Origin of the sequence: Yokenella regensburgei (assembly GCF_051486985.1) — a bacterium.
GTDB lineage: Bacteria > Pseudomonadota > Gammaproteobacteria > Enterobacterales > Enterobacteriaceae > CBFFRJ01.
In genome coordinates, this window is sequence record NZ_JAHVDV010000001.1 from 1 (window position 1) to 24,877 (window position 24,877).

Here is a 24,877-nt window from a genome sequence, read left to right on the forward strand (position 1 = left end):
CGTCCCAGCCTGAGAATCTGCCGGTGACCTCCGCGTCAAGCCGGAAGGGTGTGGAGAGGTGCTGCTGAAGGGAAAAGGTGACGACGGCGATGGCACGCGGGGGGAGCCCCTCCACGTCAAGGGTAAAGCGAAGGCCTTCCTGAGACATAAACTTCTCCCGGTCCAGATAGTTAATTATGGAGCCACGATTTTCCGTGGCAGACTTACAGGCGTAATGGCAATTCCAGGCACGCTACCGCCAGAGTGTCCGGCATCTGCCATCTCCCATATGCAAAGGGTATTGCCGGGGGGCTGACCTGGTCATTCCGCCCCTGGTAAAAAATGCCACTCTTCTTGCAGTCGCAGTGGCATGGGTTGGATTATGCTTTCAGTGGTATGCGCAAGGCGTCCACCTCAGAGGGGCAGCGAAGAGGTGCTCCCACTCGACCTTGCAATAAGCCAGAGAGGCATTAACCAGTTGAGCGAATTCACGCTTTTCCACGTCCTGACAGTGCGGCAGATGGCAGTCGATAACCACGATCGTGGAGTCGGTAAGACAGGTGGTTAAGAGAGGCTCCTGTTTTGCCTTTAACAGAAAGACGATGCCAGTGCAGTTCAGTAGCCGGCAGCATTTCGTCTTCCTGAACCTGGCCATAGATGTTGCCCACAGACTCCACCGTAAATGCACGATGGGCGCTCAGCCCCTGAGTTTGTCCTTTAACTAAGAGGGAACACGGTATTGGCACGGGGAGTACTCCTTGTAGGGCATCGTAGTCATTTTGTAACGGCCTCCCTTCATCAAAATAATGATTTGATCTGATAATCTTTTATTTAATTTTGGGTGGATTCATTATTTATTTTTTAACCTATAACTTTATCAAAAAAGGTGTTTATCCCATTTTGCGTTGATGTTACCAGGGCGATTGCTTATTGAGCTTTAATAGCGCGAATGTATTCATCCATCGAATGATTGTTATGTATCCTATAGTGTATTGGATGCATTTGTGGTTCGGTTCTCTTGTTTATGTGCATTAATCTATTTATAGCATGTGTTTTTGCAGGAGTTATGTGCGAGTTGCCACAGTTTAATGTGTTTATTTTTAAAATGGTTTTAAAGGTAGAGTGATTAAAGGTATATATGACGATATCTTTTGTGTTCTGTTTTATATCATCAGGACGATTTATGAGTATTCTCTTAATAATTAAGAAAAGTCTTTTTCAACTCGACACTGAAATCCATGATACTTCGCGTCAGGAGATGGCAGCCGTTATCGACGCGTTATTGTACAATACAGCTGCATCTGTTGATATTCTTGTAGTAAATGCGATGATTGCACATATAAACGCCGGTGCTGGCCAACAGTGGGACCCTATTTTTTATACTCATGAGTTTCAAGAACGTAAAGCACAGCTTCGTTCACTAATCTTGCTGGTTGATCGCATTAAAATGCGTGAAAAAATTAGAATTCATCTGAGACATCTTATGAAAGAGAAAGTAGTTGACGATAGAGTGTTTGCGTCGGGCATCACGCGGGCAGGAGTTTACAAACACGTCTGTTCCAGCAAATATGGTGAATCTGGCGGTGAGTCTGTCACGGCCGCCATCGGTAATTATGCCTTGAAAAAACTGCTGTGGATTTTACGTTGCTAAATACGTTAATACGGGCAATGCAATGGTTTACACGACGTTCTTATCTTCGGTTGCGCCAGAATTGTTCGGCCTAGCTTCATGGTCGAAACGACAGGGTAAAAGGATAGAGCATCAATATTTGAAGGCCCGGCATATATCCAGTGACGATGGCTGCGTGAACTGTCCTAAATTTGGTATTTTGCTGGACTATTGCCAGCGCTAACGGGTGGTGTGAACAATATGGATGTTGAAGAGCGTTATTATCGAGAGGAACTGGACTACCTGCGTCAGTTGGGAAAATTACTGGCTAAAGAAAAACCCTTTTTAGCCCATTTTCTTAAGGAAAAACAGGGAGATACTGATGTTGAGCGCCTGATGGAATCTTTCGCTTTTTTATCGGGGAGATTACGGCAAAAGCTTGAAGATGAGTTTCCCGAGTTTACTCATGGTATCATCCGTATGTTATGGCCTAATTACCTTCGTCCGGTTCCGGCTATGACGGTCATTAAGTACGAACCTGAAAAGACGCTAAAAATACCCGTGCAGATTTTACGTAATGAATTGATTAGCACAGGTACGTTGCGGATTATTCGCCCAGAGGGGAACGTTCTGGGAAGCGATACGGCATCGTCTCCTCCAGCTTGCCATTTCACGCTGGCACGGAATATCTGGTTGCAGCCCTTAGCGATAAAAAACGTTCGCAACGCAAGCAGCCTTGATGAAGGTATTATTGATATTGAATTTTACACTGACAAAGGTATCACTGCTGACACACTGGATTTAAATAAAATCAGTTTCTGGCTGGGTAATCACGACGATAATACCCGCTATCAGCTCTATTTATGGTTAAGTGAGCGTTTGATGGACGCAGAAATAATTATGGGAAACATTAGCATGCCCTTGCCCAACTTATGGCTGGACCCTGCAGGGTTTGAGCGAGAGGATGCGCTACTGTCATGGCCTAAAAATATCCACAATGGATACCGGATACTGCACGAGTATTTTTGCTACCCAGAGAGTTTCTTCTTTTTTCATCTTCGTGATGCTGAACCGTTAATGGAGGATTTCCGCGGCGGCGAGTTCACGTTGCGTTTGCGTTTCAATCAACCGCTGCCCACCGATATAAAGTTGCGTAAGGATTCATTGCACGTGAGCTGTACGCCTGCGGTGAACCTTTTTTTACATCATGCTGAACCAATACGCCCAAATGGTGACTTACAGCAATATCCGTTACAGGCTAGCCACCAAGATCCGTATGCTTACGATATTTTTCGGGTCAAGTCCGTCACAAATAAAATTCCCAGTGCAAATGATGGGCCTGAACAACGATCGAATTCCGTCATTCACTGGCCAGAATTTGAAAGTTTCAAGCATCAGGTTGAATACAGAAACCAACGTGAGGTAATTTACTGGCATCATCGCACCAGGACGTCTTTATTTCATCGCGGTCTGGATCACAGTATTGCTTTTGTTCATGCTAATGGGGATGTACCAAATCCCGCTCGACTGAAGGGGGCGGTGATTAACCCCTTGCTGGTTTGCACAAACCGAATGCTTCCTATTGAACTTAATACGGGCGATATCAGTGTTGCTGTTAGCAAAAATCCGGCTGTCGCCTCATTCAGCAATATCACTTGTCCCACACGTCCTCTCGATCCGGTGATGGATGGAGATATGCACTGGTCGCTTATTTCCAGTATGAATTTGAATTATCTCTCTCTTTTGGACAGAGATGCGTTGGTGAACATTCTGCGTACCTTTGATATTCCCGGTATTCATCATCCCCAACGAGCTCGCTTATCTCAGCCAAAACTGGATGCAATTGAGAAGATGGAAACACATCCGGTGGATCGGCTTTTTAAAGGGATACCGGTAAGGGGACTTGCCACCACGCTATGGATCAATCCAGCACCTTTTATCTGTGAGGGGGAGATTTACCTGTTGGGTGCGGTTTTGTCTCATTTTTTCGCGCTATACGCCAGTATCGTCTCGTTCCACCTACTGAAAATTATCAATGCGGAAAGTCAGGAGGTCTGGGAATGGGAGAGTACTGGTCAGCATGCCCTGATGTAATCTTTTCGCAAGATGCGAATAATCACAATTTTTATGTGCTTCTGGCGTCACTGTAGCGCCAGGCTCGTTGTCGGTCGCTCTGTTCTGATTGTCAATTTTGCCCTCGGTGGGTAAAAATCTTATGGTCATTTTTTATTTTAAGTGACATGGACAATTACAAGGAGTGATTTTTGCAGGGTTTTCTCCACTGGACTCAGTTGGGAATACAAGAATATCAGGCGTACAGAACGGTGTTCCTCACGCTATTACCGATAGTGCAGTGCAAGCAGTATCATTTAATTATGAAAGTATTAACTATTGATGGCAAACATAGCCAATAACACTCTCTTAAATCTAAAAGTCTGGTTGCTGGAAAAAGGTATATCACCGCTTTTGTTTACCATTATTATGCAACACTGCCTGCCGCCACATCATACTGGCGGCAGGTGAGTAGACGGTGTATTCAGTGGTTATTGATAGCGTTTTACCAAATCTTTTACCACTGCGGCGATCGTTTTTTGTTTTAACTGACTCATCGTTTGTTGTGACAATGGTATTTTTTCGTTAAGTCGTAAGGAAAGATTTTCTTCATAGTTAATCGGAGACCAGGTTGCCCACGTGCCTGTTGCCACATCGACCAGAGCAAAACGTATCAGATAGCGTAGCGAACCCGAACTGGTGACTGTTTCATTTTGATAATCTGTCCATATGGTCGTTTTAGTTGCGTTTTGATAATGACCTGTTTGCAGTGCGTCCCAATAAACGAGTACCGTTCTTTGCTGCCCTTTTGCAGCGATATAACGCAGTGACTGCATATAGTTCATGTTTTCGCTGAAGGCGGCCTGGCCCTCGTCATTTTTCAGTTTATTGCAGGACAGGTTTCTTTGTCTGTCCGGGATACCTGAAAATGTCGTTACTCTGTAATATTTACTTAATTCCTGCTGCATAGCCGTCTCCGGCGCTCGACTGCCCGACTGAATGAGAATAATAGCTGAGCCCGGCGGCACACTGAGCTTTTCGTCATCAAGCGCAGCCTGAATATCCTCTTCTGAAACGGCGAGTGTAGTCTCGTTTCCAAATACATCTTTATCTGTCAGTTGGAGTGGGATGTTTTTACTCTTCCTTGCTTCAGTTTCGGGTGCGCTTTTTTTTCTGGCATCAATTGAAGATTGGGTGCAACCATTCGTCAGTAATGCTGCAGCGAATACAAGTAATAAAGGCGTTCTCATGAAGTATCTCGTGTAGGGATGGGTGGGTTATTTTACCCTGGCTGGGCGAAGTATCTTTGTTTTATTTTGATTATAAATAATTAAGGGGGGCTTTATATTTATTGCATCAATAAGTAAGTAGATTTAATAACTTTCAATATTAGGACTCTGATAGCGCGTAATTATAACCGGGCAACGTTCGCTATCTCCTGGCAAATACCTTAAGCGCAAATGCCGGAAGGCTGCGCAGATTTCCTTCCTCATGCTTATAAAGGAAGAGGGAGGGGGGATTGACTCGCTGCGCTCGCCCTGCGGGCAGCTTCCTCGCGGGCTCGTCAGCTGTCCACCCGGCTGTCGCCGGTTGTCGAACCCCGGTCGGGGGTTCTCATCCCCCCCGGGGGAGTGCAACATGCGAAAAAAAAGCCCGCATTTGCATGCGAGCTCTTCTTAAAATAATGGCGGTGAGGGGGGGATTCGAACCCCCGATACGTTGCCGTATACACACTTTCCAGGCGTGCTCCTTCAGCCACTCGGACAGCTGTGAGCAACGGACATTATTAAAAAGGATTGAAATGCTGAAATGTCGGAAGGCTGCGCAGATTTTCTTCCTCATGCTTATAAAGGAAGAGGGAGGGGGGATTGACTCGCTGCGCTCGCCCTGCGGGCAGCCTCCTCGCGGGCTCGTCAGCTGTCCACCCGGCTGTCGCCGGTTGTCGAACCCCGGTCGGGGGGTCTCATCCCCCCTGATGCGGGAGAATATAAAAGAAAAAAGCCCGTACTTACGTACAGGCTCTCATCTGAAATAATGGCGGTGAGGGGGGGACTGACTCGCTGCGCTCGCCCTGCGGGCAGCTTCCTCGCGGGCTCGTCAGCTGTCCACCCGGCTGTCGCCGATTGTCGAACCCCGGTCGGGGGTTCTCGTCCCCCCCGGGGGAGTGCAACATGCGAAAAAAAAGCCCGCATTTGCATGCGAGCTCTTCTTAAAATAATGGCGGTGAGGGGGGGATTCGAACCCCCGATACGTTGCCGTATACACACTTTCCAGGCGTGCTCCTTCAGCCACTCGGACAATCAACTTTTTCAATTAAGTCGCGCGATTATACAAACTTCAAACAACCTGCTTCTAAAATGCTCTGAAACTGACTTTTTTCTCAGCAGCACGCTTTTTTCACCGTGTTATCAATGATCTTTGCTATGTTGATGTGCCTGTTCGCGGACGTAACTTACGCCAACATATTGACGGATGTCCGGGACATCACAAACCATAACGGGAGCAGAGATGGACATTATCTTTTATCACCCCTCATTCGACAGTGAGCACTGGACCCAGGAACTGAGCAACGCACTGCCTGATGCGAGGATAAGGGTCTGGCAGCCAGGAGATGATAAACCAGCCGATTATGCACTGGTCTGGCATCCACCCGTTGAGATGCTGCGTGGACGAAACCTGAAAGGTGTGATCAGTCTGGGCGCCGGTGTGGATGCAATCCTGACGACATTAAAAGCGCATCCGGAAATGCTGGCACCGGATATTCCGCTTTATCGACTCGAAGACACAGGGATGGGACGGCAGATGCAGGAATATGCCGTCAGCCAGGTACTGCACTGGTTCCGGCGTTTCGATGATTATCAGCGGCTTAAGCAACAGGCGCGGTGGCAGGAGCTTGAGGAATACCGACCTGAAGAGTTTACCATTGGGATCCTTGGCGCAGGCGTACTCGGCACGCAGGTCGCAGAAAGTTTACAGGTTTGGGGTTTTCCACTGCGCTGCTGGAGCCGTTCGCGAAAGCATATTCCGGGGGTAACAAGTTTTGCTGGTAAAGAAGAGATGCGCGATTTCCTGCGCGATACACGTGTTCTTATCAACCTTTTACCGCACACGCCGGTGACCGCTGGCATCATTGACCACGCGTTGCTCAACCAGCTTGCCGATGAGAGCTATGTAATGAATCTCGCCCGCGGAGCTCATCTGGTCGAAAGTGATTTGCTGGCTGCGCTGGCATCCGGCAAGATCAAAGGCGCGATGCTGGATGTGTTTAATCAGGAGCCTTTGCCAGCTGATAACCCGCTCTGGTTACATCCGCGTGTAACTATCACTCCGCACATCGCAGCGGTTACCCGTCCCGATCAAGCCATTGTTTATATCGCCAGAACGATTCATAACCTGGAGCGTGGAGAGACAACAAGCGGGCAGGTGGACAGAACGCTGGGCTATTGAGTAAAACGCGATCGCCGGGGTTTTCATTAAAAATAGCGATGATAACTGCTATCCTTGCAAAAAACATTTACAGGAGAGTTTCATGTATCCCGTTGACCTGCATATGCATACCGTCGCCAGCACCCACGCCTACAGTACCCTCCAGGACTATATCTCTCAGGCTAAGCGCAAAGGAATCAAGCTTTTTGCGATTACCGATCACGGGCCAGACATGGCCGATGCCCCGCACTACTGGCACTTTGTGAATATGCGTATCTGGCCCCGTCTGGTTGATGGCGTAGGCATTTTGCGTGGCATTGAAGCGAATATTAAAAATACCGACGGCGAAATTGATTGCAGCGGACCGATGCTGCCGTCGCTTGACCTGATTATTGCCGGTTTCCATGAACCGGTGTTTGCACCACAGGATGAAGCGACCAACACCCAGGCGATGATTGCCACTATCGCGGGCGGCATTGCCCATATTATCAGCCACCCGGGAAATCCTAAGTACCCTATTAATATTAAGGCAGTTGCTGAAGCCGCAGCGAAGTATGATGTAGCGCTGGAAATTAACAACTCTTCTTTCCTGCACTCACGTAAAGGTAGCGAGGCCAATTGCCGCGCCATTGCCGCTGCCGTTCGCGATGCAGGCGGGTGGGTCGCGTTGGGATCCGACTCCCATACTGCTTTTACCCTCGGCGATTTTGACGAATGCCGTAAGGTCCTCGATGATGTGGGCTTCCCGGAAGAAAAGATCCTTAACGTCTCACCACGCCGTTTACTCTCTTTCCTTGAATCTCGCGGGATGGCGCCCATTAGCGAATTCGCTGAACTTTAATCTGTCATTTACTGGAACCTTGCATGAACGAATTTTCCATCCTTTGCCGTGTACTCGGCTCTCTTTTTTATCGCCAGCCGCAGGATCCCCTTCTGGTGCCGCTGTATACCCTGATTCGCGACGGCAAACTCGCTGAAAACTGGCCGCTTGAGCAGGATGAGCTGCTCACCCGATTGCAAAAGAACTGCGATGCACAAAGCCTGGCGGCAGATTACAACGCGCTGTTCGTTGGCGATGAGTGCCGTGTCTCGCCCTACCGTAGCGCATGGGTGGAAGGGGGGACGGAAGCTGAAGTGCATGCGTTTCTCGCTTCGCGTGGGATGCCGTTAACCCAGACGCCAGCGGATCATTTTGGCACTTTATTACTGGCTGCCTCCTGGCTGGAAGATCAGTCGGCAGATGATGAAAGTGAGGCGCTGGAAACCCTGTTCGCAGACTATTTATTGCCCTGGTGCGGTACTTTCCTGGGAAAAGTCGAAGCGCATGCCACCACACCTTTCTGGCGTACGCTGGCGCTACTTACCCGTGAAGCTCTCTCTGCCATGTGGGATGAGCTGCAGGAAGCAGAAGAGGAGTAACGTGTGATACTGATCACATTAACAATGTAACGGTTATTTTCTTGTTGCATTTATTGTGGTGTAAATCACATACGAAGAACGCGTATCTGCTAAGATGCGCGCCATGAACATACTTCTCTCTCTCGCATTAACAACAGGGCTACTGTCCGGTCTTTGGGGCTGGGTTGCTGTCTCACTTGGCCTTATCAGCTGGGCAGGTTTTCTCGGTTGTACGGCTTATTTCGCCTGCCCCCAGGGCGGCGTAAAAGGTCTCCTTATTTCGCTGTGTACCTTACTGAGCGGTGCGGCATGGGCGCAGGTGATCATTCACGGTAGCGCGCTTGCCCCTCATCTGGAAATCGTTGGCTATGTGGTTACCGGCCTGGTGGCGTTTTTGATGTGCGTGCAGGCAAAAAGCCTGCTGCTTTCATTTGTACCAGGGACTTTTATTGGTGCCTGCGCCACCTTTGCCGGACAGGGTGACTGGCGTCTGGTCGTCCCTTCGCTGGTGGTGGGGTTACTGTTTGGTTTTGCAATGAAAAACAGTGGCCTTTGGCTTGCGTCACGTCACACCCGTGCACTGACGAAATAACAGAAAAAAGCGTGAAGGAATAACCCGACACGCTTTTTTTATAGGGAAATCAGGATTCCGGTGGTACTGCCATTTCACGGTATTTCACTAAAACTTCATTTTTGGTTTCCGCTTTATTTTGCAGATCCCATAATCCACGATCGATACCATCATTAATAAGTAAAATAACACCGGTTTCGATAGCGGACATCAGGCAAAGCATTACTGGTTCGTTAGCGGTATAACCCACTTCTCCTTCCAGCAGACGCTGGTAATCAACGAAGCGGAAAACCCCGGCCTGAACCTCATACGACAGGATAGTCTTGCTGGTGTTCACCGAGGAAAGTATTTCCCCCGTGCTCACATTCACTACGCGCAAATTAACGGCTATCTGGTCGAGTTGATATTGCGTATCTGCGCCGATACCAAAATAGCGTGCTCCCGCACCACCGGATTTCACATTGCTTTCATAGCCAATGATCGATCCCTCAACCATGACGTTTGCTGCCGTCAATGACTGAAGAGGAAACCGGTTATTTACCGCAACGGTGCCATTCTCCTGTGCAGCACGGATAATTTTGCGCTCATTGAGTAAATTCTGCAGCCCCTGACGCTCCAGAGGAACAAACCAGCGTGAATCTTTCAGTGCCGTGACCAGCATTGACGTCGCGCTTTGCGGCACGGCAGTCGAGAAGTTGCTGGCAGGATAAGGTTTGAACTGCCCGGTTTCATCCTGAATGTTATAAACGGAAACGAAAATCTTGCCTGTCGGTAACGGCAGATGGGTTAAATCCTGATAGCTCTGAGCCCGGGGTAATAACGTAGGTTTAGCGGCCTGTTTTGGCGGCGCAGTTAAGCACCCGCTTAATAAACATACGGCCAAAATAAGTAAAAAGCGCTGCATGAGTATAGTCCTGTAAAGGCGATGCCTTAAAAATCAGTTGAACCGCTTTGCAGACCTGAAACTTCGATGGTTGAGGTTCTGCCTGTTTTTCTGTCGGTTACGTTTAATTGCAGTTGCCCGTCCCGGTTGGCAATATCAACGATATAATCGCTGGTAACCATTCTGCCCGGTTTTCCACTATTAATATTGGTTAATAACCCCCCCAGTATTTGTGACTGAATGGATTGGGTGAAATTATCCAGGGCGGAAGTGGACTCTATTCCGTAGTCATCCTTATAAGCAGGATCTTTATATGAATTTTGCGCTTGCGCGCTGTTTAATAGAAACGAGCCATTATTCGGATTGCCGCCAAAGTTAGGATTGCGGAACTGAAAGGTCATATTGCCGGCCCAGCTTAATGGTGCGACAAGCATTAACAAAGTTATGGCAGATGCGATACGCATTTGTGCCTCCGTAGAGGGTTATTGTGTGTCAGAACTCGTCTTTCGCTAAATCACCGGTGCTGAGTAGCACCTGGTTAATCTGCAGATGGTCGAGCGCTTCCTGTGTTTGTGCCAGGGCGAGATCGATGTTTTTATCGAAGTCGCGTTTTGTTGGGAAAAGAAATGTCTGGTAAACCACATTCTGATTAACCGCAATGGTTATCCAGCTTCCCCAGCGGGCACTGGGCCGTTCATTAATAGTGAGGTTTCCTGTCCAGGTACTTTCCCATTTATCACTGAACGCACGGTAAAAATCGTGGCCGATTGAAGAAACGGTATGATCGGTTAGCAGTCCGGGAATCTCCACCTCGACAGCGTGTGACGTCCCGGCGGCAAACGCTAAACTCATTGCCGCGAGATAACTCAGGTAACGTTTCATGATGCTAACGCCTGAGATTATCGTTTGCCCAGGAGACGGCCTGAGTACGGTTTTTTACCGATATCTTTTTAAAAAGGTTATAGAGATGGGTTTTAACTGTGTTTTCGCTTATAAACAGTGAGCGGGCGATTTCTATGTTTGATGCGCCGATACGCAGCTTATTTAAAATCTCCTTTTCCCGGTGGGTCAGCAGGGCCGATTCCGAACTGTTATAACGATAATTTCCTGAGTGGGTAATTAAATAGCTTGCCAGTTTTTGTGAGAAATAACACTCGCCACGCTGTATCCCTTGTAACCCTTCAATCATGCTGGTTTCATCTTCGGAGACATAAAAGACCCCGTTAATATGAGGCCAGTTCTCAATCTCACGGAAAGGGTATTCATCAGGTGTGTTCATTAACAATAATTTCAAGTTATTGTTTCTGCGAGATAAAATATCCTGCCAGTAATGAATCATTTTTTTATCTGCTTCCATCATATCAAATAACACCACACTGCCGCTGGAGATATCGTCCAGAGACCGTTGAATGTTATGGATTTTTCCCGTCAATGACAGAGAGTGTTTTAGATGCTGCAACAAGGCTGTTGCCTGCAAGGAAGGTTTGGTGATTAACAGTAATACCTGATTCTGAACATTTTGGACTTCACTATACATGATGAACCCCGCTTTTTGCACATCCGCAGTCTTCCCCATAGCAATGGGGAAGCCAGAGGTACTGACAGATGCAGTTTTGCTGTGTGTAGTAATAAAAGCTCAGCCCACAAAGGGGAAATTAATAAAATTACATGAGTACTGCTGATTTCAATCTAGTCCCAGCCAATCTTAAATCAAGTGTTAAACGTGTAACATAATGTAAAAATCAATATTAATTTGTTAAAATCGATTCATCTAAGGTTTGTTATTGATACATAAGTTGTACATTTTTTGGATTTTGCATAAATTTTAGGTTGCGAGATTTAATATACAATTCATTGTAATTTATAGCTATTTTTAATATAGAAACTTTCTTAAGGTTTTGTAAAAAAGAAAAACCCTTCAACCTTTTAGCCATTCTTTTTTCGTACAGAAAAAGTCGTGCCGTGACGTAAGGGATGCGAGAAAATGCAAAGCTGATCGCATCATCGGTACGTATTTAGGCCAAAGGAGCAGGCGGTTATAAGCAAAGGGATCATGGTGAAATACTGCGACCATTCTTTATGTGTGATTTTAAAAATTATCTGGCAGTCATACTTTGGGGTGAATAATATTTTTCAAAATACAACGTGCGGCGTAGTTATTTAAAATTTGTGCCTGCGCATACTGATTTTCGTAACGCAGCGTTAACAAATATGTCGAGTTTGTCTGCAGCGATACTGGCGAAACAAAATAATTATCCTTTTGCTTCGTGAACGTTAACCAGACCAGGGTGATAACATGAAAAACAAATTGTTGTTTATGGTGTTAACTGTGCTGGGTATGCCTGGGTTTGCAAGCGCAACAGGTTATGATTTAGCTGGCTCTGAATTTAACCAGGCGGTGAATGAATTAAGTGCAGCGTCTTATAACAAGTCAGCTATTATTGGTCAAAACGGTTCCAATAATAATGCACAGATTAACCAGGGTGGTTCCAGATTATTGTCGGCAATTTCCCAGGATGGTGCCAGAAATTCCGCAAGAATAGACCAGTCAGGTTCATACAACCTTGCTTATATCGATCAGTCAGGTAATTCCAATGACGCGAACATATCGCAAGGAGCTTACGGCAATACAGCGATGATTATCCAGAGAGGTTCAGGTAACAAAGCGAGTATTGCCCAGTACGGTACGCAGAAAACAGCAGTTGTTGTTCAAAGACAGTCGCAAATGTCGATTCGCGTTATTCAACGCTGAACGCAGAGCGACGTTTAATTCAATCCGATGGGGGTTTACCATGAAACTTTTCAAAGTGGCAGTTGTAGCAGCTCTCGTAGTGTCAGCCAGCGCATTTGCAGGTTCTGTTCCTCAGTATGGTCATGGCAACCATGACAATAGTGGCCCTGATTCCGATCTGAGCATTTACCAGAGCGGTAGCGGTAACTCTGCACTGGCGCTGCAGACCAATGCACGCGGTTCAGAAACCACCATCCGTCAGAACGGCGCAAGCAATGGTGCTGACGTTGGTCAGGGCTCTGATCGCAGCGAAATCAGTCTGTCACAAAATGGTTTCCGTAACAGCGCAACCATCGATCAGTGGAATAGCCACAACTCTGATATTACTGTCAGCCAGTATGGTGGCCGTAACGGTGCGCTGGTTAATCAGACCGCATCTGATTCAAGCGTCCTTGTACACCAGGTCGGTTTTGGCAACAACGCCACGGCAAACCAGTACTAATCAGCAATTATCAACAAGAACAGGGCTCAGGCCCTGTTTTTGTTTTTGCGGGGTTCTATGCACACTTTATTACTGCTGGCTGCCCTTTCCAGCCAGATAACATTCAACGCGACTCAACAAGGGGACCTGTACACCATCGTGCCGCAGGTCGTGTTAAGCGAAGACTGCCTATGTCAGGTTCAGATTCAGGCTATCCGGCAGGGGGATGGGGGGGAAAGCCGGACACAGCAGCGAAAAACCCTGAAGCTTAAAGCCGGTCGATCTACCGCACTAATGACATTGCGCATGTCAATCACGCCGCAGGATAACGTCACTATTACCGTAACGGTGACGGACGGAGAGAGACTGCACATGTCTCAGCAGTGGTCACCGGTAAATCGCACTTAAGTTATTCATTTCATGAATGAATATAGGAAAAAATATTTGGTTAATAATCTGTTAAAAATGTTTATTTAATGTATATATGAGGCTGGCATTCTGCATGAGCAGAGATTCAGAGGGGAAAGCTTTCTCCTCTGCCTAACAACATATTATTGAGGTCAATATGTCAGCGTCGCGAAAGCTTTTACTTTCCTTGTTTTTCCTGCTGTCCGGCAGCGGCATTCAGGTTGCTGTTGCCGGGACGGGAGGCATGGTTCAGTTTGAAGGGATGATTGTTGAGCCCCCCTGTGAAATGAATGTTCATCAAAACAGTTAATTTTTTCCTGTGCAAGGGAAGGTCGGGTTTATACCCGAACCATTACTTTCAGGCAGTTAACGGACGAACCACAGGGGGTTAAGAATATTGCTACAGTGCAAATGCACTATCTTAATCCCGGGCATACGCTTGCGGTTATGGATATCGTCTATAACTGAAGGGGTTTTATCCGGTGCACGTCAGGTTGTGCCGTCGCTTTTTTCATACTTCCCGCTCCTGCCTGCGATACACTATTAAAAAGAAAATGTTGATGAGAGGCGTCAATATGCAACCACGTTTACAGGTTTTGCAGGGCGACATCACCACCGTGAAGGTGGATGTCATAGTCAATGCCGCGAATGCGTCTCTGCTGGGCGGCGGAGGGGTAGACGGTGCAATTCATCGCGCCGCGGGTCCCGCACTGCTGGAGGCATGTAAAAAAGTTCGCCAGCAAGAGGGTGAGTGCTCACCGGGCCATGCCGTCATAACGACCGCTGGGAATTTGCCGGTAAAAGCGGTTATCCATACCGTTGGCCCGGTCTGGCGTGGCGGTAATGAACACGAAGCGCGTCTGCTGGAAGATGCCTACCGCAACAGCCTTAAACTGGCGGAAGCAAACGGCTACGAAACTATTGCTTTCCCTGCTATCAGTACTGGTGTGTATGGCTATCCGAAACCTGCGGCGGCTGAGATAGCCGTCAACAGCGTGTGGAGTTACCTGGCAACCCACTCGTTTATCAAACAGGTGATTTTTGTCTGCTTTGATGAAGAAAACAGGGCGCTTTATCAGCGCCTGTTAACTCAGCACGGTTTTCTGCCTGAATCCTGATATTTCCCCGTCGCCTGAGAGAGCCTGTCAGGCGATTTTCCCTCTTCTTTCATTATGTCCGGACCGGGACCTCCTGTTTCGGATTTCTCACCAACCTAACGGCAGAAGGGCAGATATAATTATACTGCCATGACAATAACAATCTCTGAGAGTGAGCCTTTTACGGTGGAAAACCATCCTGCCCGGCCCGATACGCGCCTGGGGCGTGCCGTTACACCTTTATGCGCCCGACATCAGGGGCTTTGCGGCCTGGTGGCCCTTGACGACAGTATGGATGCCTTCGTCGCCCGGCATCGGCTTGCGGAAATGGCTCAGTCGACGCTGGATGTGCAGTACTACATCTGGGATGACGATATGTCAGGGCGTTTACTCTTTCTGGCGCTGCTGGCTGCGGCTGACAGGGGCGTTCAGGTACGTATTTTGCTGGATGACAATAATACCTCGGGTATGGATGACGCATTACGTCAGCTTAATGCTCACCCACGCATAGAAGTCCGCCTCTTTAATCCTTTTTCATTTCGCACCCTGCGAGCACTGGGATATTTAACGGATTTCGCGCGTCTTAACCGCCGGATGCACAATAAAAGTTTTACCGCGGATGGTGTGGTCACCATCGTGGGCGGTCGCAATATTGGCGATGCTTATTTCGGTGTCGGGGAAGAGCCACTGTTTACCGACCTGGATGTGCTGGCGATAGGGCCGGTAGTGGCCGATGTTGAAAAAGATTTCGAACGGTACTGGCAGTCGGCGTCCGTCTCCTCGTTACGGGAAGTGCTTGATATTGATAACGATAATATCGCAGCGCGCATCCGAATGCCCGATGTCTGGTATGAGGACCCGACAGCGACACGCTACCTCAGGACGCTGGAAACAACGCAGTTTGCCAGCCAGCTCGAACAGGGCAGTTTACCGCTTATCTGGGCGAAAACGCGTCTACTTAGCGACGATCCGCGAAAAGGAGAAGGAAAAGCGTCGCCACGAACGCTTTTACCCCAGCGTTTGCTCAATGTGATGGGTAAACCCGAACAGCAGATTGACATCATCTCAGCTTACTTCGTCCCCGGTCGAGCGGGAGTGGCGCAGCTGCTACAAATGGTGCGCAAAGGCGTCCGTGTTGCCATCCTGACCAACTCACTTGCGGCCAATGACGTGAGTGTGGTCCATGCCGGTTACGCCCGCTGGCGTAAGAAACTTTTGCGACATGGGATTGAGCTCTATGAGCTTAAACCCACCCGCGAAAACGTCCACCCGCTGCATGACCGCGGCTTAACCGGCAATTCCGGCTCCAGTTTGCACGCCAAAACTTTCAGCATCGACGGCAGCAAAGTTTTTATCGGTTCGTTTAATTTCGATCCTCGCTCGGCGATGCTCAATACAGAGATGGGTTTTGTTATCGAGAGTGAGACTCTGGCGCGGCAGATCCACCACCGCTTCATACGTAGTCAAAAAGCCGCTGCCTGGCAGCTACGCCTTGATCGGTGGGGAAGAATTAATTGGATCGAAAGACGACATGGCGAAGATGTCATTCTGACCAAAGAGCCGAAGACCCGATTCTGGCAGCGGGTAATGGTGAAACTGGCTTACTGGTTGCCGGTTGAATGGCTGCTCTGACCCTGAGCAGCCCGTAGCTATTAGCCAGCGGTTGCCCGTGAGGCATCCGCTTTGCTCTGGGGTTTTCCGGAAAAAAGGAATTTCAGCACCGGAATGCGCAAATGCGCTTCATACAGCACCAGTGCACAGCCGTTCACAAACACCAGTCCGGTCAGAAAACCCAAAAGATTAGAGTGAATTAGAGGCGTTATCCAGGCTCCGAAAAAGAGCGTTAACGGATGATGGACCAGATAAATAAACAGTGATGCATTCACGAAGTAGCTCACGCGAGCAGACTGGAAATTGAGCAAGCGGTATCCCAGGGAAAAGACCACGTTAACCATCCATACGCCAAGCAGCATTGTGATCACCGACTCCGTTTCATACATCCAGCCATCACCGCTCCCGTACCGCTGATTGAGCAGGTAAGCAATGAAAGCGAGAAGGGAACCCACCATGCAGGCAGGGGAGGGGGTGAGGAACAGCGCTTTCAGTCGTGGACTGATAAAAGCCAGGGCCCCAAGCATGAAAAAGGGAATATAGAACAGAGACTGCATGACGGTAAAATTGAATAAACCATCCCGTAAAATATCCGGATAAACCATAAATATCAGTCGGCGAAGGGCGGCGTAGAGCAGACCAAACAGCAAGAATGCCACTGAGAGCTTTGTCCAGCTAATGTCACTGAGAAGTCGGCTGGCGTTATTTTTTACCTTTCTGAAGAGCCACAGGCTAATTGTGGTGAGGACAACCAGCACCAGTAAAAACCACAGGTGCGAAACCAGTTCCCACACAAGCGTATTGAATTTGTCGTAGGTTGACAACGTATGCCAGTTTTCGGCACGGGCGTTGACGTACTGCAGCATTAAAAATTGTGGCAGGGTCAGCAGCGGGATGGCCGTGAGCATAGGGATGCCCACGCGTTCGACGCGTACCGTCCACCAGCGTTTAACCGGGTAACGCAGGTAAAGCATGTAAGAGAAGTAACCGGAGATGACAAAAAACACCTGCATTCGAAACGCGTGAATCGCATCATTAAACAGCGTCAACCACCATGAGGGGTGAGCGCTATTCACATGCCATATGTGGCTTGAGTAGATAAGCGAAATGTGAAAAGGGATACCCAGCAGCATTAACCACGCGCGGATGGAGTCCAGAAAATATTCACGTTGTACAGGAGGATTGCTCACATATAACTCCATTGATTCTCAGACTTTTCGTCTTATCCATAAGACAAATAATGATTACATTCGAAAGTAACCCTACACTATGTCCCACGGACAGTCTCCAGGATAAGCACCTAAAACCCTAAAGGGTTAGTTTCAATTGCTTATTCACTGAGCCGGCATAGAGAACAAAGAGGGGATTCAGTTGTCGGATTGCTTGTATTTCCATTAAAATGGATCGGATCGATTTAAGCACACAAAGGGGGAAGTGCTTAGTTATTATGAAACCTAAATTACGAATGATGAAAATGCGTTGGCTGGGTGCCGCAGTTCTGTTGTCTCTTTATACGTCATCAGGCTGGGCTTTTTCTATTGACGATGTCGCAAAACAGGCTCAATCCCTCGCGGGTAAAGGTTATGAAGCGCCAAAAAGTAACCTGCCTTCTGCATTCCGTGAGATGAAATACGCGGATTATCAGCAGATTCAATTCAACCACGATAAGGCCTGGTGGAACACTGCTAAAACCCCGTTCAAACTCGAATTTTATCATCAGGGCATGTACTTCGACACGCCAGTGACCCTCAACGAAGTGACCGCCACTGCTGTTCGTGAAATCAAGTACAACCCCGATTATTTCAACTTCGGCAACGTGCAGCACGATAAAGACACGGTAAAAGATCTCGGATACGCCGGTTTCAAAGTCCTCTACCCCATTAATAATAAAGATAAAAACGATGAAATCGTCAGTATGCTGGGTGCCAGCTACTTCCGTGTGATTGGCGCAGGGCAGGTCTACGGTCTGTCCGCGCGTGGCCTGGCCATTGATACCGCCTTACCCTCAGGTGAAGAATTCCCGCATTTCAAAGAGTTCTGGATTGAACGCCCCAAACCGACTGACAAGCGTCTGACCATCTATGCTCTGCTCGATTCACCACGTGCAACGGGTGCTTATCGCTTTGTCATCATCCCGGGCCGTGACACGGTCATTGATGTGCAGTCTAAAGTCTATCTGCGTGACAAAGTAGGTAAGCTGGGCGTGGCACCGCTTACCAGTATGTTCCTGTTTGGGCCGTCTCAGCCTTCACCTGCGACCAATTACCGACCTGAACTGCATGACTCCAATGGCCTGTCCATACATGCGGGGAACGGCGAGTGGATTTGGCGTCCGCTGAATAACCCGAAACACCTTGCTGTCAGCAGTTACGCGATGGAAAACCCACAGGGCTTCGGCTTATTACAGCGCGGTCGCGAGTTTTCTCGTTTCGAGGACATTGACGATCGTTACGATCTGCGTCCGAGCGCCTGGGTGACGCCACAAGGTGAGTGGGGCAAAGGTAAAATCGAGTTGGTAGAAATTCCGACGAACGATGAAACCAATGACAACATTGTGGCCTACTGGACGCCGGATCAGTTGCCAGAAGCTGGCAAAGAGATGAACTTCAAGTACACCATCACCTTTAGCCGCGATGAAGACAAACTGCATGCGCCCGACAACGCCTGGGTTACTCAGACCCGCCGTTCGACCGGGGATGTGAAGCAGTCTAACCTGATCCGCCAGCCTGATGGCACCCTCGCGTTCGTGGTTGATTTTACGGGCCAGGATATGAAACAGCTGCCGCAGGATACTCCTGTCACAGCCCAGGCCAGCATTGGTGATAACGGTGAAATTGTTGAAAACAGCGTTCGCTATAATCCTGTGACGCAAGGCTGGCGCCTGATGTTGCGTGTGAAAGTGAAAGATCCGAAGAAAACAACGGATATGCGCGCTGCACTCGTCAATGCCGATCAGACCCTGAGTGAAACCTGGAGCTATCAGCTACCTGCCAATGAATAAGATAACTGAGTATATCGACGCGCTGCCGCTTCCGGAGTCGGAGAAGGCAGCGCTGCCGACTGAAAGTATTGCTGCCGTACACAGGGCATTGGGTGGTGGCCGTTCAGCGTGGGAGCGTGATGACGATACGCCACTCGGTTCCGTGAAATCACGTCTTGAACACAGCTGGCCGGACTCGTTAGCTGAAGGGCAATTGCTTAAGGACGACGAAGGCCGCGACCAGCTTCAGGCAATGCCTAAAGCGACGCGCTCCTCCATGTTCCCTGACCCCTGGCGTACTAACCCTATCGGTCGATTCTGGGACAGACTGCGCGGTCGTGATGTTCAGCCACGCTACATGTCTCGATTAACGGAGGATCAGCAGGCCAGCGAGCAGAAGTGGCGCATGGTCGGCTCTCTTCGTCGTTACATTTTGCTGCTGCTGACGCTGGCGCAAACGGTGGTGGCGACCTGGTATATGAAAACGATCCTACCTTATCAGGGATGGGCGTTAATTAACCCGGCCGACATGATGGGGCAGGACATCTGGGTCTCCCTGATGCAGCTCCTGCCGTATGTGCTGCAGACGGGTATCCTTATCCTGTTCGCCATTTTGTTCTGTTGGGTTTCAGCCGGGTTCTGGACCGCCCTGATGGGCTTCCTGCAACTGCTGATAGGCCGTGACAAGTACAGTATTTCGCACTCCACGGTGGGGGATGAACCTCTAAACCCCGAACACCGTACTGCGCTTATCATGCCGATTTGTAACGAAGACGTAGACCGTGTCTTCGCAGGGTTGCGTGCCACCTGGGAGTCCGTCAAAGCCACCGGCAACGGTGCGCATTTTGACGTCTATATCCTGAGCGACAGTTACAATCCGGATATCTGTGTGGCCGAACAAAAGGCCTGGATGGAGCTGATTGCAGAAGTGCAGGGCGAAGGCCAGATTTTCTACCGCCGTCGCCGTCGTCGTGTGAAGCGTAAAAGCGGCAACATTGACGATTTCTGCCGTCGCTGGGGGAATCAGTACAGCTATATGGTGGTGCTGGATGCAGACTCCGTAATGACCGGTGACTGTCTCTCAGGGCTGGTGCGTCTGATGGAGGCCAACCCGAATGCCGGTATCATTCAGTCTTCGCCGAAAGCCTCCGGCATGGATACGCTGTATGCGCGTTGCCAGCAGTTTGCTACCCGCGTTTATGGTCCTCTGTTCACTGCGGGTTTGCATTTCTGGCAGTTAGGTGAGTCGCACTACTGGGGTCACAATGCCATTATCCGTGTGAAGCCTTTTATTGAACACTGTGCGCTGGCGCCATTGCCGGGCGAAGGTTCATTCGCGGGTTCCATTCTCTCTCATGACTTCGTAGAAGCCGCGCTGATGCGCCGCGCTGGTTGGGGCGTCTGGATAGCCTACGATCTGCCGGGTTCTTATGAAGAGTTGCCACCTAACCTGCTCGATGAACTCAAGCGTGACCGTCGCTGGTGCCACGGTAACCTGATGAACTTCCGTCTGTTCCTGGTAAAAGGGATGCACCCGGTCCACCGTGCCGTCTTCCTGACAGGGGTTATGTCTTACCTCTCTGCGCCGCTGTGGTTTATGTTTCTGGTGCTCTCAACCGCGTTACAGGTAGTACATGCGCTCACCGAGCCGCAATACTTCCTGCAACCACGCCAGCTTTTCCCGGTCTGGCCGCAGTGGCGACCGGAACTGGCGATCGCGCTCTTTGCCTCGACAATGGTGCTGCTGTTCCTGCCAAAGCTGCTGAGTATTATTCTGGTCTGGTGTAAAGGGCCAAAAGAGTACGGTGGTTTCTTCCGCGTTACAGCCTCCCTGTTGTTGGAGGTGCTGTTCTCGGTCCTGCTGGCACCGGTTCGTATGCTGTTCCACACCGTGTTCGTGGTCAGTGCGTTTCTCGGATGGGAAGTGGTCTGGAACTCACCGCAACGTGATGATGACTCTACGCCGTGGGGAGAAGCCTTCATGCGTCATGGCTCTCAGCTACTGCTGGGGTTAGTGTGGGCGGTTGGTATGGCGTGGCTGGATCTGCGTTTCCTGTTCTGGCTGGCACCTATTGTCTTCTCGCTTATCCTCTCGCCGTTTGTGTCGGTTATCTCCAGCCGCTCAACGATAGGATTGCGTACAAAGCGCTGGAAGCTTTTCCTGATCCCTGAAGAGTATTCACCACCGCAGGTGCTGGTTGATACCGACAGATATCTGGAGCTTAACCGCAGTCGTTCGCTGGAACAGGGCTTTATGCACGCGGTGTTTAACCCGTCATTTAATGCGCTGGCAGTAGCGATGGCGACGGCGCGTCACCGTGCGAGTCACATCCTTGAAATAGCCCGCGATCGTCATGTTGAGCAGGCGCTCAATGAGACGCCTGATAAACTTAACCGTGACCGCCGTCTGGTGCTACTCAGCGATCCGGTGACCATGGCACGCCTGCATTACCGTGTATGGGCTGCCCCGGAGAAGTATCTCTCCTGGGTTAATTATTATCAGGATTTGAAGGTGAATCCACGGGCGCTTAAGGCGAAGTAGCCCGACATCAGCAAAAATACCGGCCAGCGTGCCGGTATTTTTTTTATCACAATCAGGACGAGGTATTTAATGAGAATTCTGGTGGTCTTACTCATGGCACTCCTGCTGACCGGATGCGGCAGTATCATCAGCCGCACTATCCCCGGTCAGGGTCACGGAAACCAGTACTATCCCGGCGTTCAGTGGGACGTCCGGGATTCGGCCTGGCGTTACGTCACCGTGCTGGATTTGCCTTTCTCACTGGTGTTCGACACGCTGTTATTGCCGCTGGATGCGCATCACGGACCCTATGAGTGAGTTAACGCTCGTCCCACTCATCGGCCGCTGCACGTCCTTCTTCAGTGTCGAGCGGAGGTTCAAGCTGAAACTCGCCTTCGTCCCATTCATGCAGTGTATTTTCTTCCAGCCACTCCTGACGTATTTCAATTTCGTCGAAATCGTTATCAAACACACTCTGCGCCGCTTCGCCACTTAACATGGGCAGGCACTCGCCATCATCCCCTTCATCGGCGAAGAACTCCGCCTGCCACATGATGTCACCATCCTGCAGCACGTACTTCTGGATATTGAACTGCTGTACGTTTGCCTCTTCTTCATTCACTCCCGGATTATTAGCCAGGAACTCTTCGCGAGCGGCATCAATCGCTTCTTCAAGCGTGGCGTACATAGTCATAGGTGTCTCCCTGTAATTTGACGAAGTGTTCAGGGAAAGAATAGTTGATTATCAGATTTTGCAAGAAGCCCGGATAAAAAATCAGTCATCGGTGTTAAGCGACTTTTGCCTGCGCAGGGGAGGGTCGGCAACAGAAACCCGTGCCGGTTTCTGCCAACTGGCCCAGGAGTAAAGGGCATTAAAAAGCACCACGCCGGCGGTCACTAAAAAGACGGTACGAAAACCATAGCTTGCCGAGACAGCCGCTCCCAGCAAAGGGCCTGTAACGTTACCGATGTCGCGAAAGGATTGATTGTAACTGAAAATGCGACCCGCAACCTGGTTGGTCGAGTTGTAAACCAGCAGCGTTTGTACGGCCGGAAGCAACGCGCCGTCTGCCGCACCCAGCAGGAAACGCAATAACCCGAGCTGCCACGGGCTCTGCACCCAGGCCATCGGAATGAGTAACAAAACCGAAATGAGCAGGGCGACAACAAGGATCTTTTCCGGACCAATGCGGTCACCGAGTCGCCCGAGGCGCGGCGCGCTCAACAGGGCGGCAACACCTGGAACCGAGGCGATCATACCGCTGATAAAAGCAATGTTACCCACATTACCGGCCAGTTCACGAACATACAGCGTCAGGATAGGAGCAATAGAGCCCGTCGCGACCTGAATTATCATGGTGGTAATAAACAGGCCCAACACCAGGCGAGGATTTTTCAGCGAGGCAAAGACCTCTCTGGCATGAAGCATCTCTTTCTTCGGTACAGGGACAAAATTTTCTCTGATACAGACCAGCGTGAGTAAAAAACAGAGAAAAAGGACGGTGGCCGTTATAAAAAAGACCATCCTCAGACCGTAAGTGTCCGCAAGAAGCCCGCCTGCAAGGGGCCCCAGCAGCGCGCCAGCCACCCCACCCGTTGAGAGGGTGCCCATGGCCCATCCACTGCGGTTACGTGGCATCTGGGTCGCAATCAGGGCGTTCGCGTTAGGTATGAAGCCGCCGAGCAGCCCCAACAGCGCCCTCAGTGCCAGTAACTGCCAGATGTTTTGCGCTAATCCCATTAAGGCCATCACGCAAGCCATGCCGAGCGCTGAGCGCAGCAGCATGATCTTTCTTCCCTTGCGGTCCGCAAGCCCACCCCAGAATGGCGACGCGATAGCTGAAAAGAGAAACGTGATACTGAAGACCAGGCCGGACCACATATTGAGAGCGCTATGGCCGGTAACGCCGAGCTGTTCGACATAGAGGGGAAGAAAGGGCATAACCAGACTGAAGGCCGCACCTGTTAAAAAACAGCCTATCCAGGCGACGGCGAGATTACGCTTCCAGTTTATGGGGGCAGACGATGTCATTACGCTTCACGTTACGCGCAGCAGGCGCGGATCAATGGGAAAGGGAATTAATAAGCAGGCTAATTATGCGCCTGGGTGATGATTGCTGCAACGTTCAGAGGGCTTAAAAATGAACCAAAAGGGCGATCCATAACGGATCGCCGGAAGATTAATAGCGGGAGGGCACCCCTTCAGGGCGCGTTTTAAATCTGCGATGCATCCACATATATTGTTCAGGTGCCAACAAAATGCAGCGTTCAATGACCTTGTTCATCCAGGCTGCGGTCTCTTCCGCCGTGTCGAGCGGCGGTGAAGTTTCTCCTTCCAGCATGATGAGCTCATAGCCTTTACCGTCAGGTTTGCGGCGAGGAACAAACGGGACCAGACAGGCTTTAGACATGCGGGCCAGCATCCAGGTACCGGTAGTGGTGGCTGCCTGTTCAACAGCAAAAAACGGTACGAACGCACTGGCTCGCGGGCCGTAGTCATGATCCGGAGCGTACCAGACGACATCCCCATTTTTCAGCGCTCGCACCATCCCTTTGAGATCCTTGCGATCGATCATCGTCTTGTTTGAGCGTAAACGGCCCCAGGTCTGTAGCCAGTCCAGCACCGGGTTATCATTAGGCCGATAAACCCCAATGCCCGGAATGTTCATGCCAAAAACGCGAGCACCCAGCTCCAGCGTCAGAAAGTGGATACCAATGAGCAGAATTCCTTTGCCTTGTTCAAAATGCATCCGGGTATTTTCCATTCCGGTGACATCAACCCAGCGGTTAATACGCTTATCGGACCAGAACCAGGCCATGCCCGTTTCCATCACGCCCATACCGACCGATTCGAAATTCTTTTTGACCCAACGCTCGCGCTCATCGCTGCTCATTTCAGGAAAGCAGAGTTGAAGGTTACGCCGGGCGATGTGAACGCGTCGCTTCATGACTTTTTGCGCCAGCGAGCCGAGCGCACAGCCCAGCCGGTAGATGACCGGATAGGGGAGTTGAACAACTAACCACAGCAAACCGATACCAGACCAGATAAGCCAAAAACGGGGGTGGAGTAAAGAAGCGGAGAATTTGGGTAAATGGGTCATGTCTGTCCTGTATTCCGTAACTATTCCCT

Annotated in this window: 23 protein-coding genes, 2 tRNA genes and 1 pseudogene; 14 read left to right on the forward strand and 12 right to left on the reverse strand. The window is 49.8% G+C overall.

Annotated elements, in window-relative coordinates; translation table 11 throughout:
* Positions 1–359: 359 nt before the first annotated feature.
* A pseudogene (locus tag KXR87_RS00005) lies at positions 360–725 on the reverse strand (type VI secretion system tube protein Hcp).
* A 437-nt stretch (positions 726–1,162) separates the two neighbouring features.
* On the opposite strand from KXR87_RS00005, the gene KXR87_RS00010 reads away from it, so the two are divergent.
* Positions 1,163–1,630: a type VI secretion system contractile sheath domain-containing protein gene (locus KXR87_RS00010; RefSeq protein ID WP_437430229.1), complete on the forward strand. Its 468-nt coding sequence runs from the start codon at positions 1,163–1,165 to the stop codon at positions 1,628–1,630.
* A gap of 219 nt (positions 1,631–1,849) precedes the next feature.
* Positions 1,850–3,682, forward strand: coding sequence for a type VI secretion system baseplate subunit TssF (gene tssF, locus KXR87_RS00015; protein ID WP_437430230.1), 1,833 nt, complete (start codon positions 1,850–1,852; stop codon positions 3,680–3,682).
* Positions 3,683–4,131: 449 nt separating this feature from the next.
* On the opposite strand, the gene KXR87_RS00020 is transcribed toward tssF, so the two are convergent.
* The 3 genes from KXR87_RS00020 to KXR87_RS00030 form a co-directional block, all read right to left on the reverse strand.
* Positions 4,132–4,890 (reverse strand): hypothetical protein, encoded by a 759-nt coding sequence (locus KXR87_RS00020; protein WP_437430231.1) that lies wholly within the window; start codon positions 4,888–4,890, stop codon positions 4,132–4,134.
* Between the two features lie 435 nt (positions 4,891–5,325).
* Positions 5,326–5,405 (reverse strand) — tRNA-Ser (locus KXR87_RS00025).
* A 453-nt stretch (positions 5,406–5,858) separates the two neighbouring features.
* Positions 5,859–5,938: transfer RNA gene (locus KXR87_RS00030), tRNA-Ser, on the reverse strand.
* Positions 5,939–6,148: 210 nt separating this feature from the next.
* On the opposite strand from KXR87_RS00030, the gene ghrA reads away from it, so the two are divergent.
* From ghrA to KXR87_RS00050, 4 genes are all read left to right on the forward strand, one after another.
* The gene (ghrA, locus tag KXR87_RS00035) at positions 6,149–7,087 is read left to right on the forward strand and encodes a glyoxylate/hydroxypyruvate reductase GhrA (protein WP_437430232.1); all 939 of its coding nucleotides are present in this window, start codon (positions 6,149–6,151) and stop codon (positions 7,085–7,087) included.
* A gap of 82 nt (positions 7,088–7,169) precedes the next feature.
* Positions 7,170–7,907 (forward strand): phosphatase, encoded by a 738-nt coding sequence (locus KXR87_RS00040; protein WP_437430233.1) that lies wholly within the window; start codon positions 7,170–7,172, stop codon positions 7,905–7,907.
* 23 nt (positions 7,908–7,930) lie between these two features.
* On the forward strand, positions 7,931–8,485 hold the full coding sequence (locus KXR87_RS00045) for a TorD/DmsD family molecular chaperone (protein WP_437430234.1): 555 nt from the start codon (positions 7,931–7,933) through the stop codon (positions 8,483–8,485).
* Positions 8,486–8,588: 103 nt separating this feature from the next.
* On the forward strand, positions 8,589–9,056 hold the full coding sequence (locus KXR87_RS00050) for a DUF1097 domain-containing protein (RefSeq protein WP_437430235.1): 468 nt from the start codon (positions 8,589–8,591) through the stop codon (positions 9,054–9,056).
* Positions 9,057–9,105: 49 nt separating this feature from the next.
* Here KXR87_RS00050 and csgG read toward each other — a convergent pair whose 3' ends face one another.
* Genes csgG through csgD form a run of 4 tightly spaced genes read right to left on the reverse strand, consistent with a single transcriptional unit; the run spans position 9,106 to position 11,455 of the window.
* Positions 9,106–9,939, reverse strand: a complete 834-nt coding sequence (gene csgG / locus KXR87_RS00055; protein WP_437430236.1) for a curli production assembly/transport protein CsgG — start codon at positions 9,937–9,939, stop codon at positions 9,106–9,108.
* A gap of 26 nt (positions 9,940–9,965) precedes the next feature.
* Complete coding sequence (gene csgF, locus KXR87_RS00060; protein WP_437430237.1) at positions 9,966–10,382, reverse strand: curli production assembly/transport protein CsgF; 417 nt, start codon at positions 10,380–10,382, stop codon at positions 9,966–9,968.
* A 28-nt stretch (positions 10,383–10,410) separates the two neighbouring features.
* Entirely contained in the window at positions 10,411–10,800 is a 390-nt protein-coding gene (gene csgE, locus KXR87_RS00065; RefSeq protein WP_437430238.1) for a curli production assembly/transport protein CsgE, read from the reverse strand.
* A 4-nt stretch (positions 10,801–10,804) separates the two neighbouring features.
* Complete coding sequence (gene csgD, locus KXR87_RS00070) at positions 10,805–11,455, reverse strand: biofilm master transcriptional regulator CsgD (protein WP_437430239.1); 651 nt, start codon at positions 11,453–11,455, stop codon at positions 10,805–10,807.
* 759 nt (positions 11,456–12,214) lie between these two features.
* On the opposite strand from csgD, the gene csgB reads away from it, so the two are divergent.
* The 5 genes from csgB to KXR87_RS00095 all read left to right on the forward strand — a co-directional run bounded on the left by csgB (position 12,215) and on the right by KXR87_RS00095 (position 16,267).
* Entirely contained in the window at positions 12,215–12,670 is a 456-nt protein-coding gene (csgB, locus tag KXR87_RS00075; RefSeq protein WP_437430240.1) for a curli minor subunit CsgB, read from the forward strand.
* A gap of 40 nt (positions 12,671–12,710) precedes the next feature.
* Positions 12,711–13,151: a curli major subunit CsgA gene (gene csgA / locus KXR87_RS00080; RefSeq protein WP_437430241.1), complete on the forward strand. Its 441-nt coding sequence runs from the start codon at positions 12,711–12,713 to the stop codon at positions 13,149–13,151.
* A gap of 57 nt (positions 13,152–13,208) precedes the next feature.
* On the forward strand, positions 13,209–13,538 hold the full coding sequence (gene csgC / locus KXR87_RS00085; protein ID WP_437430242.1) for a curli assembly chaperone CsgC: 330 nt from the start codon (positions 13,209–13,211) through the stop codon (positions 13,536–13,538).
* A 575-nt stretch (positions 13,539–14,113) separates the two neighbouring features.
* Complete coding sequence (gene ymdB, locus KXR87_RS00090; protein WP_437430243.1) at positions 14,114–14,656, forward strand: O-acetyl-ADP-ribose deacetylase; 543 nt, start codon at positions 14,114–14,116, stop codon at positions 14,654–14,656.
* A gap of 129 nt (positions 14,657–14,785) precedes the next feature.
* The gene (locus KXR87_RS00095) at positions 14,786–16,267 is read left to right on the forward strand and encodes a phospholipase D family protein (RefSeq protein WP_437430244.1); all 1,482 of its coding nucleotides are present in this window, start codon (positions 14,786–14,788) and stop codon (positions 16,265–16,267) included.
* Positions 16,268–16,287: 20 nt separating this feature from the next.
* On the opposite strand, the gene mdoC is transcribed toward KXR87_RS00095, so the two are convergent.
* Entirely contained in the window at positions 16,288–17,436 is a 1,149-nt protein-coding gene (mdoC, locus tag KXR87_RS00100; protein WP_437430245.1) for a glucans biosynthesis protein MdoC, read from the reverse strand.
* A 275-nt stretch (positions 17,437–17,711) separates the two neighbouring features.
* On the opposite strand from mdoC, the gene mdoG reads away from it, so the two are divergent.
* From mdoG to KXR87_RS00115, 3 genes are all read left to right on the forward strand, one after another.
* On the forward strand, positions 17,712–19,247 hold the full coding sequence (mdoG, locus tag KXR87_RS00105; protein WP_437430543.1) for a glucans biosynthesis protein MdoG: 1,536 nt from the start codon (positions 17,712–17,714) through the stop codon (positions 19,245–19,247).
* Complete coding sequence (gene mdoH, locus KXR87_RS00110; protein WP_437430246.1) at positions 19,240–21,768, forward strand: glucans biosynthesis glucosyltransferase MdoH; 2,529 nt, start codon at positions 19,240–19,242, stop codon at positions 21,766–21,768. The genes mdoG and mdoH overlap by 8 nt, the downstream gene beginning before the upstream one ends.
* 69 nt (positions 21,769–21,837) lie before the next feature.
* Complete coding sequence (locus KXR87_RS00115; RefSeq protein WP_437430247.1) at positions 21,838–22,065, forward strand: YceK/YidQ family lipoprotein; 228 nt, start codon at positions 21,838–21,840, stop codon at positions 22,063–22,065.
* A 1-nt stretch (position 22,066) separates the two neighbouring features.
* Here the strand turns inward: KXR87_RS00115 and KXR87_RS00120 are convergent, their stop codons facing one another.
* From KXR87_RS00120 to KXR87_RS00130, 3 genes are all read right to left on the reverse strand, one after another.
* Positions 22,067–22,441 (reverse strand): MysB family protein, encoded by a 375-nt coding sequence (locus KXR87_RS00120; RefSeq protein ID WP_437430248.1) that lies wholly within the window; start codon positions 22,439–22,441, stop codon positions 22,067–22,069.
* An 81-nt stretch (positions 22,442–22,522) separates the two neighbouring features.
* Positions 22,523–23,779, reverse strand: a complete 1,257-nt coding sequence (mdtG, locus tag KXR87_RS00125) for a multidrug efflux MFS transporter MdtG (RefSeq protein WP_437430249.1) — start codon at positions 23,777–23,779, stop codon at positions 22,523–22,525.
* A 148-nt stretch (positions 23,780–23,927) separates the two neighbouring features.
* The gene (locus tag KXR87_RS00130; RefSeq protein ID WP_437430250.1) at positions 23,928–24,848 is read right to left on the reverse strand and encodes a Kdo(2)-lipid IV(A) acyltransferase; all 921 of its coding nucleotides are present in this window, start codon (positions 24,846–24,848) and stop codon (positions 23,928–23,930) included.
* Between the last annotated feature and the right edge of the window lie 29 nt (positions 24,849–24,877).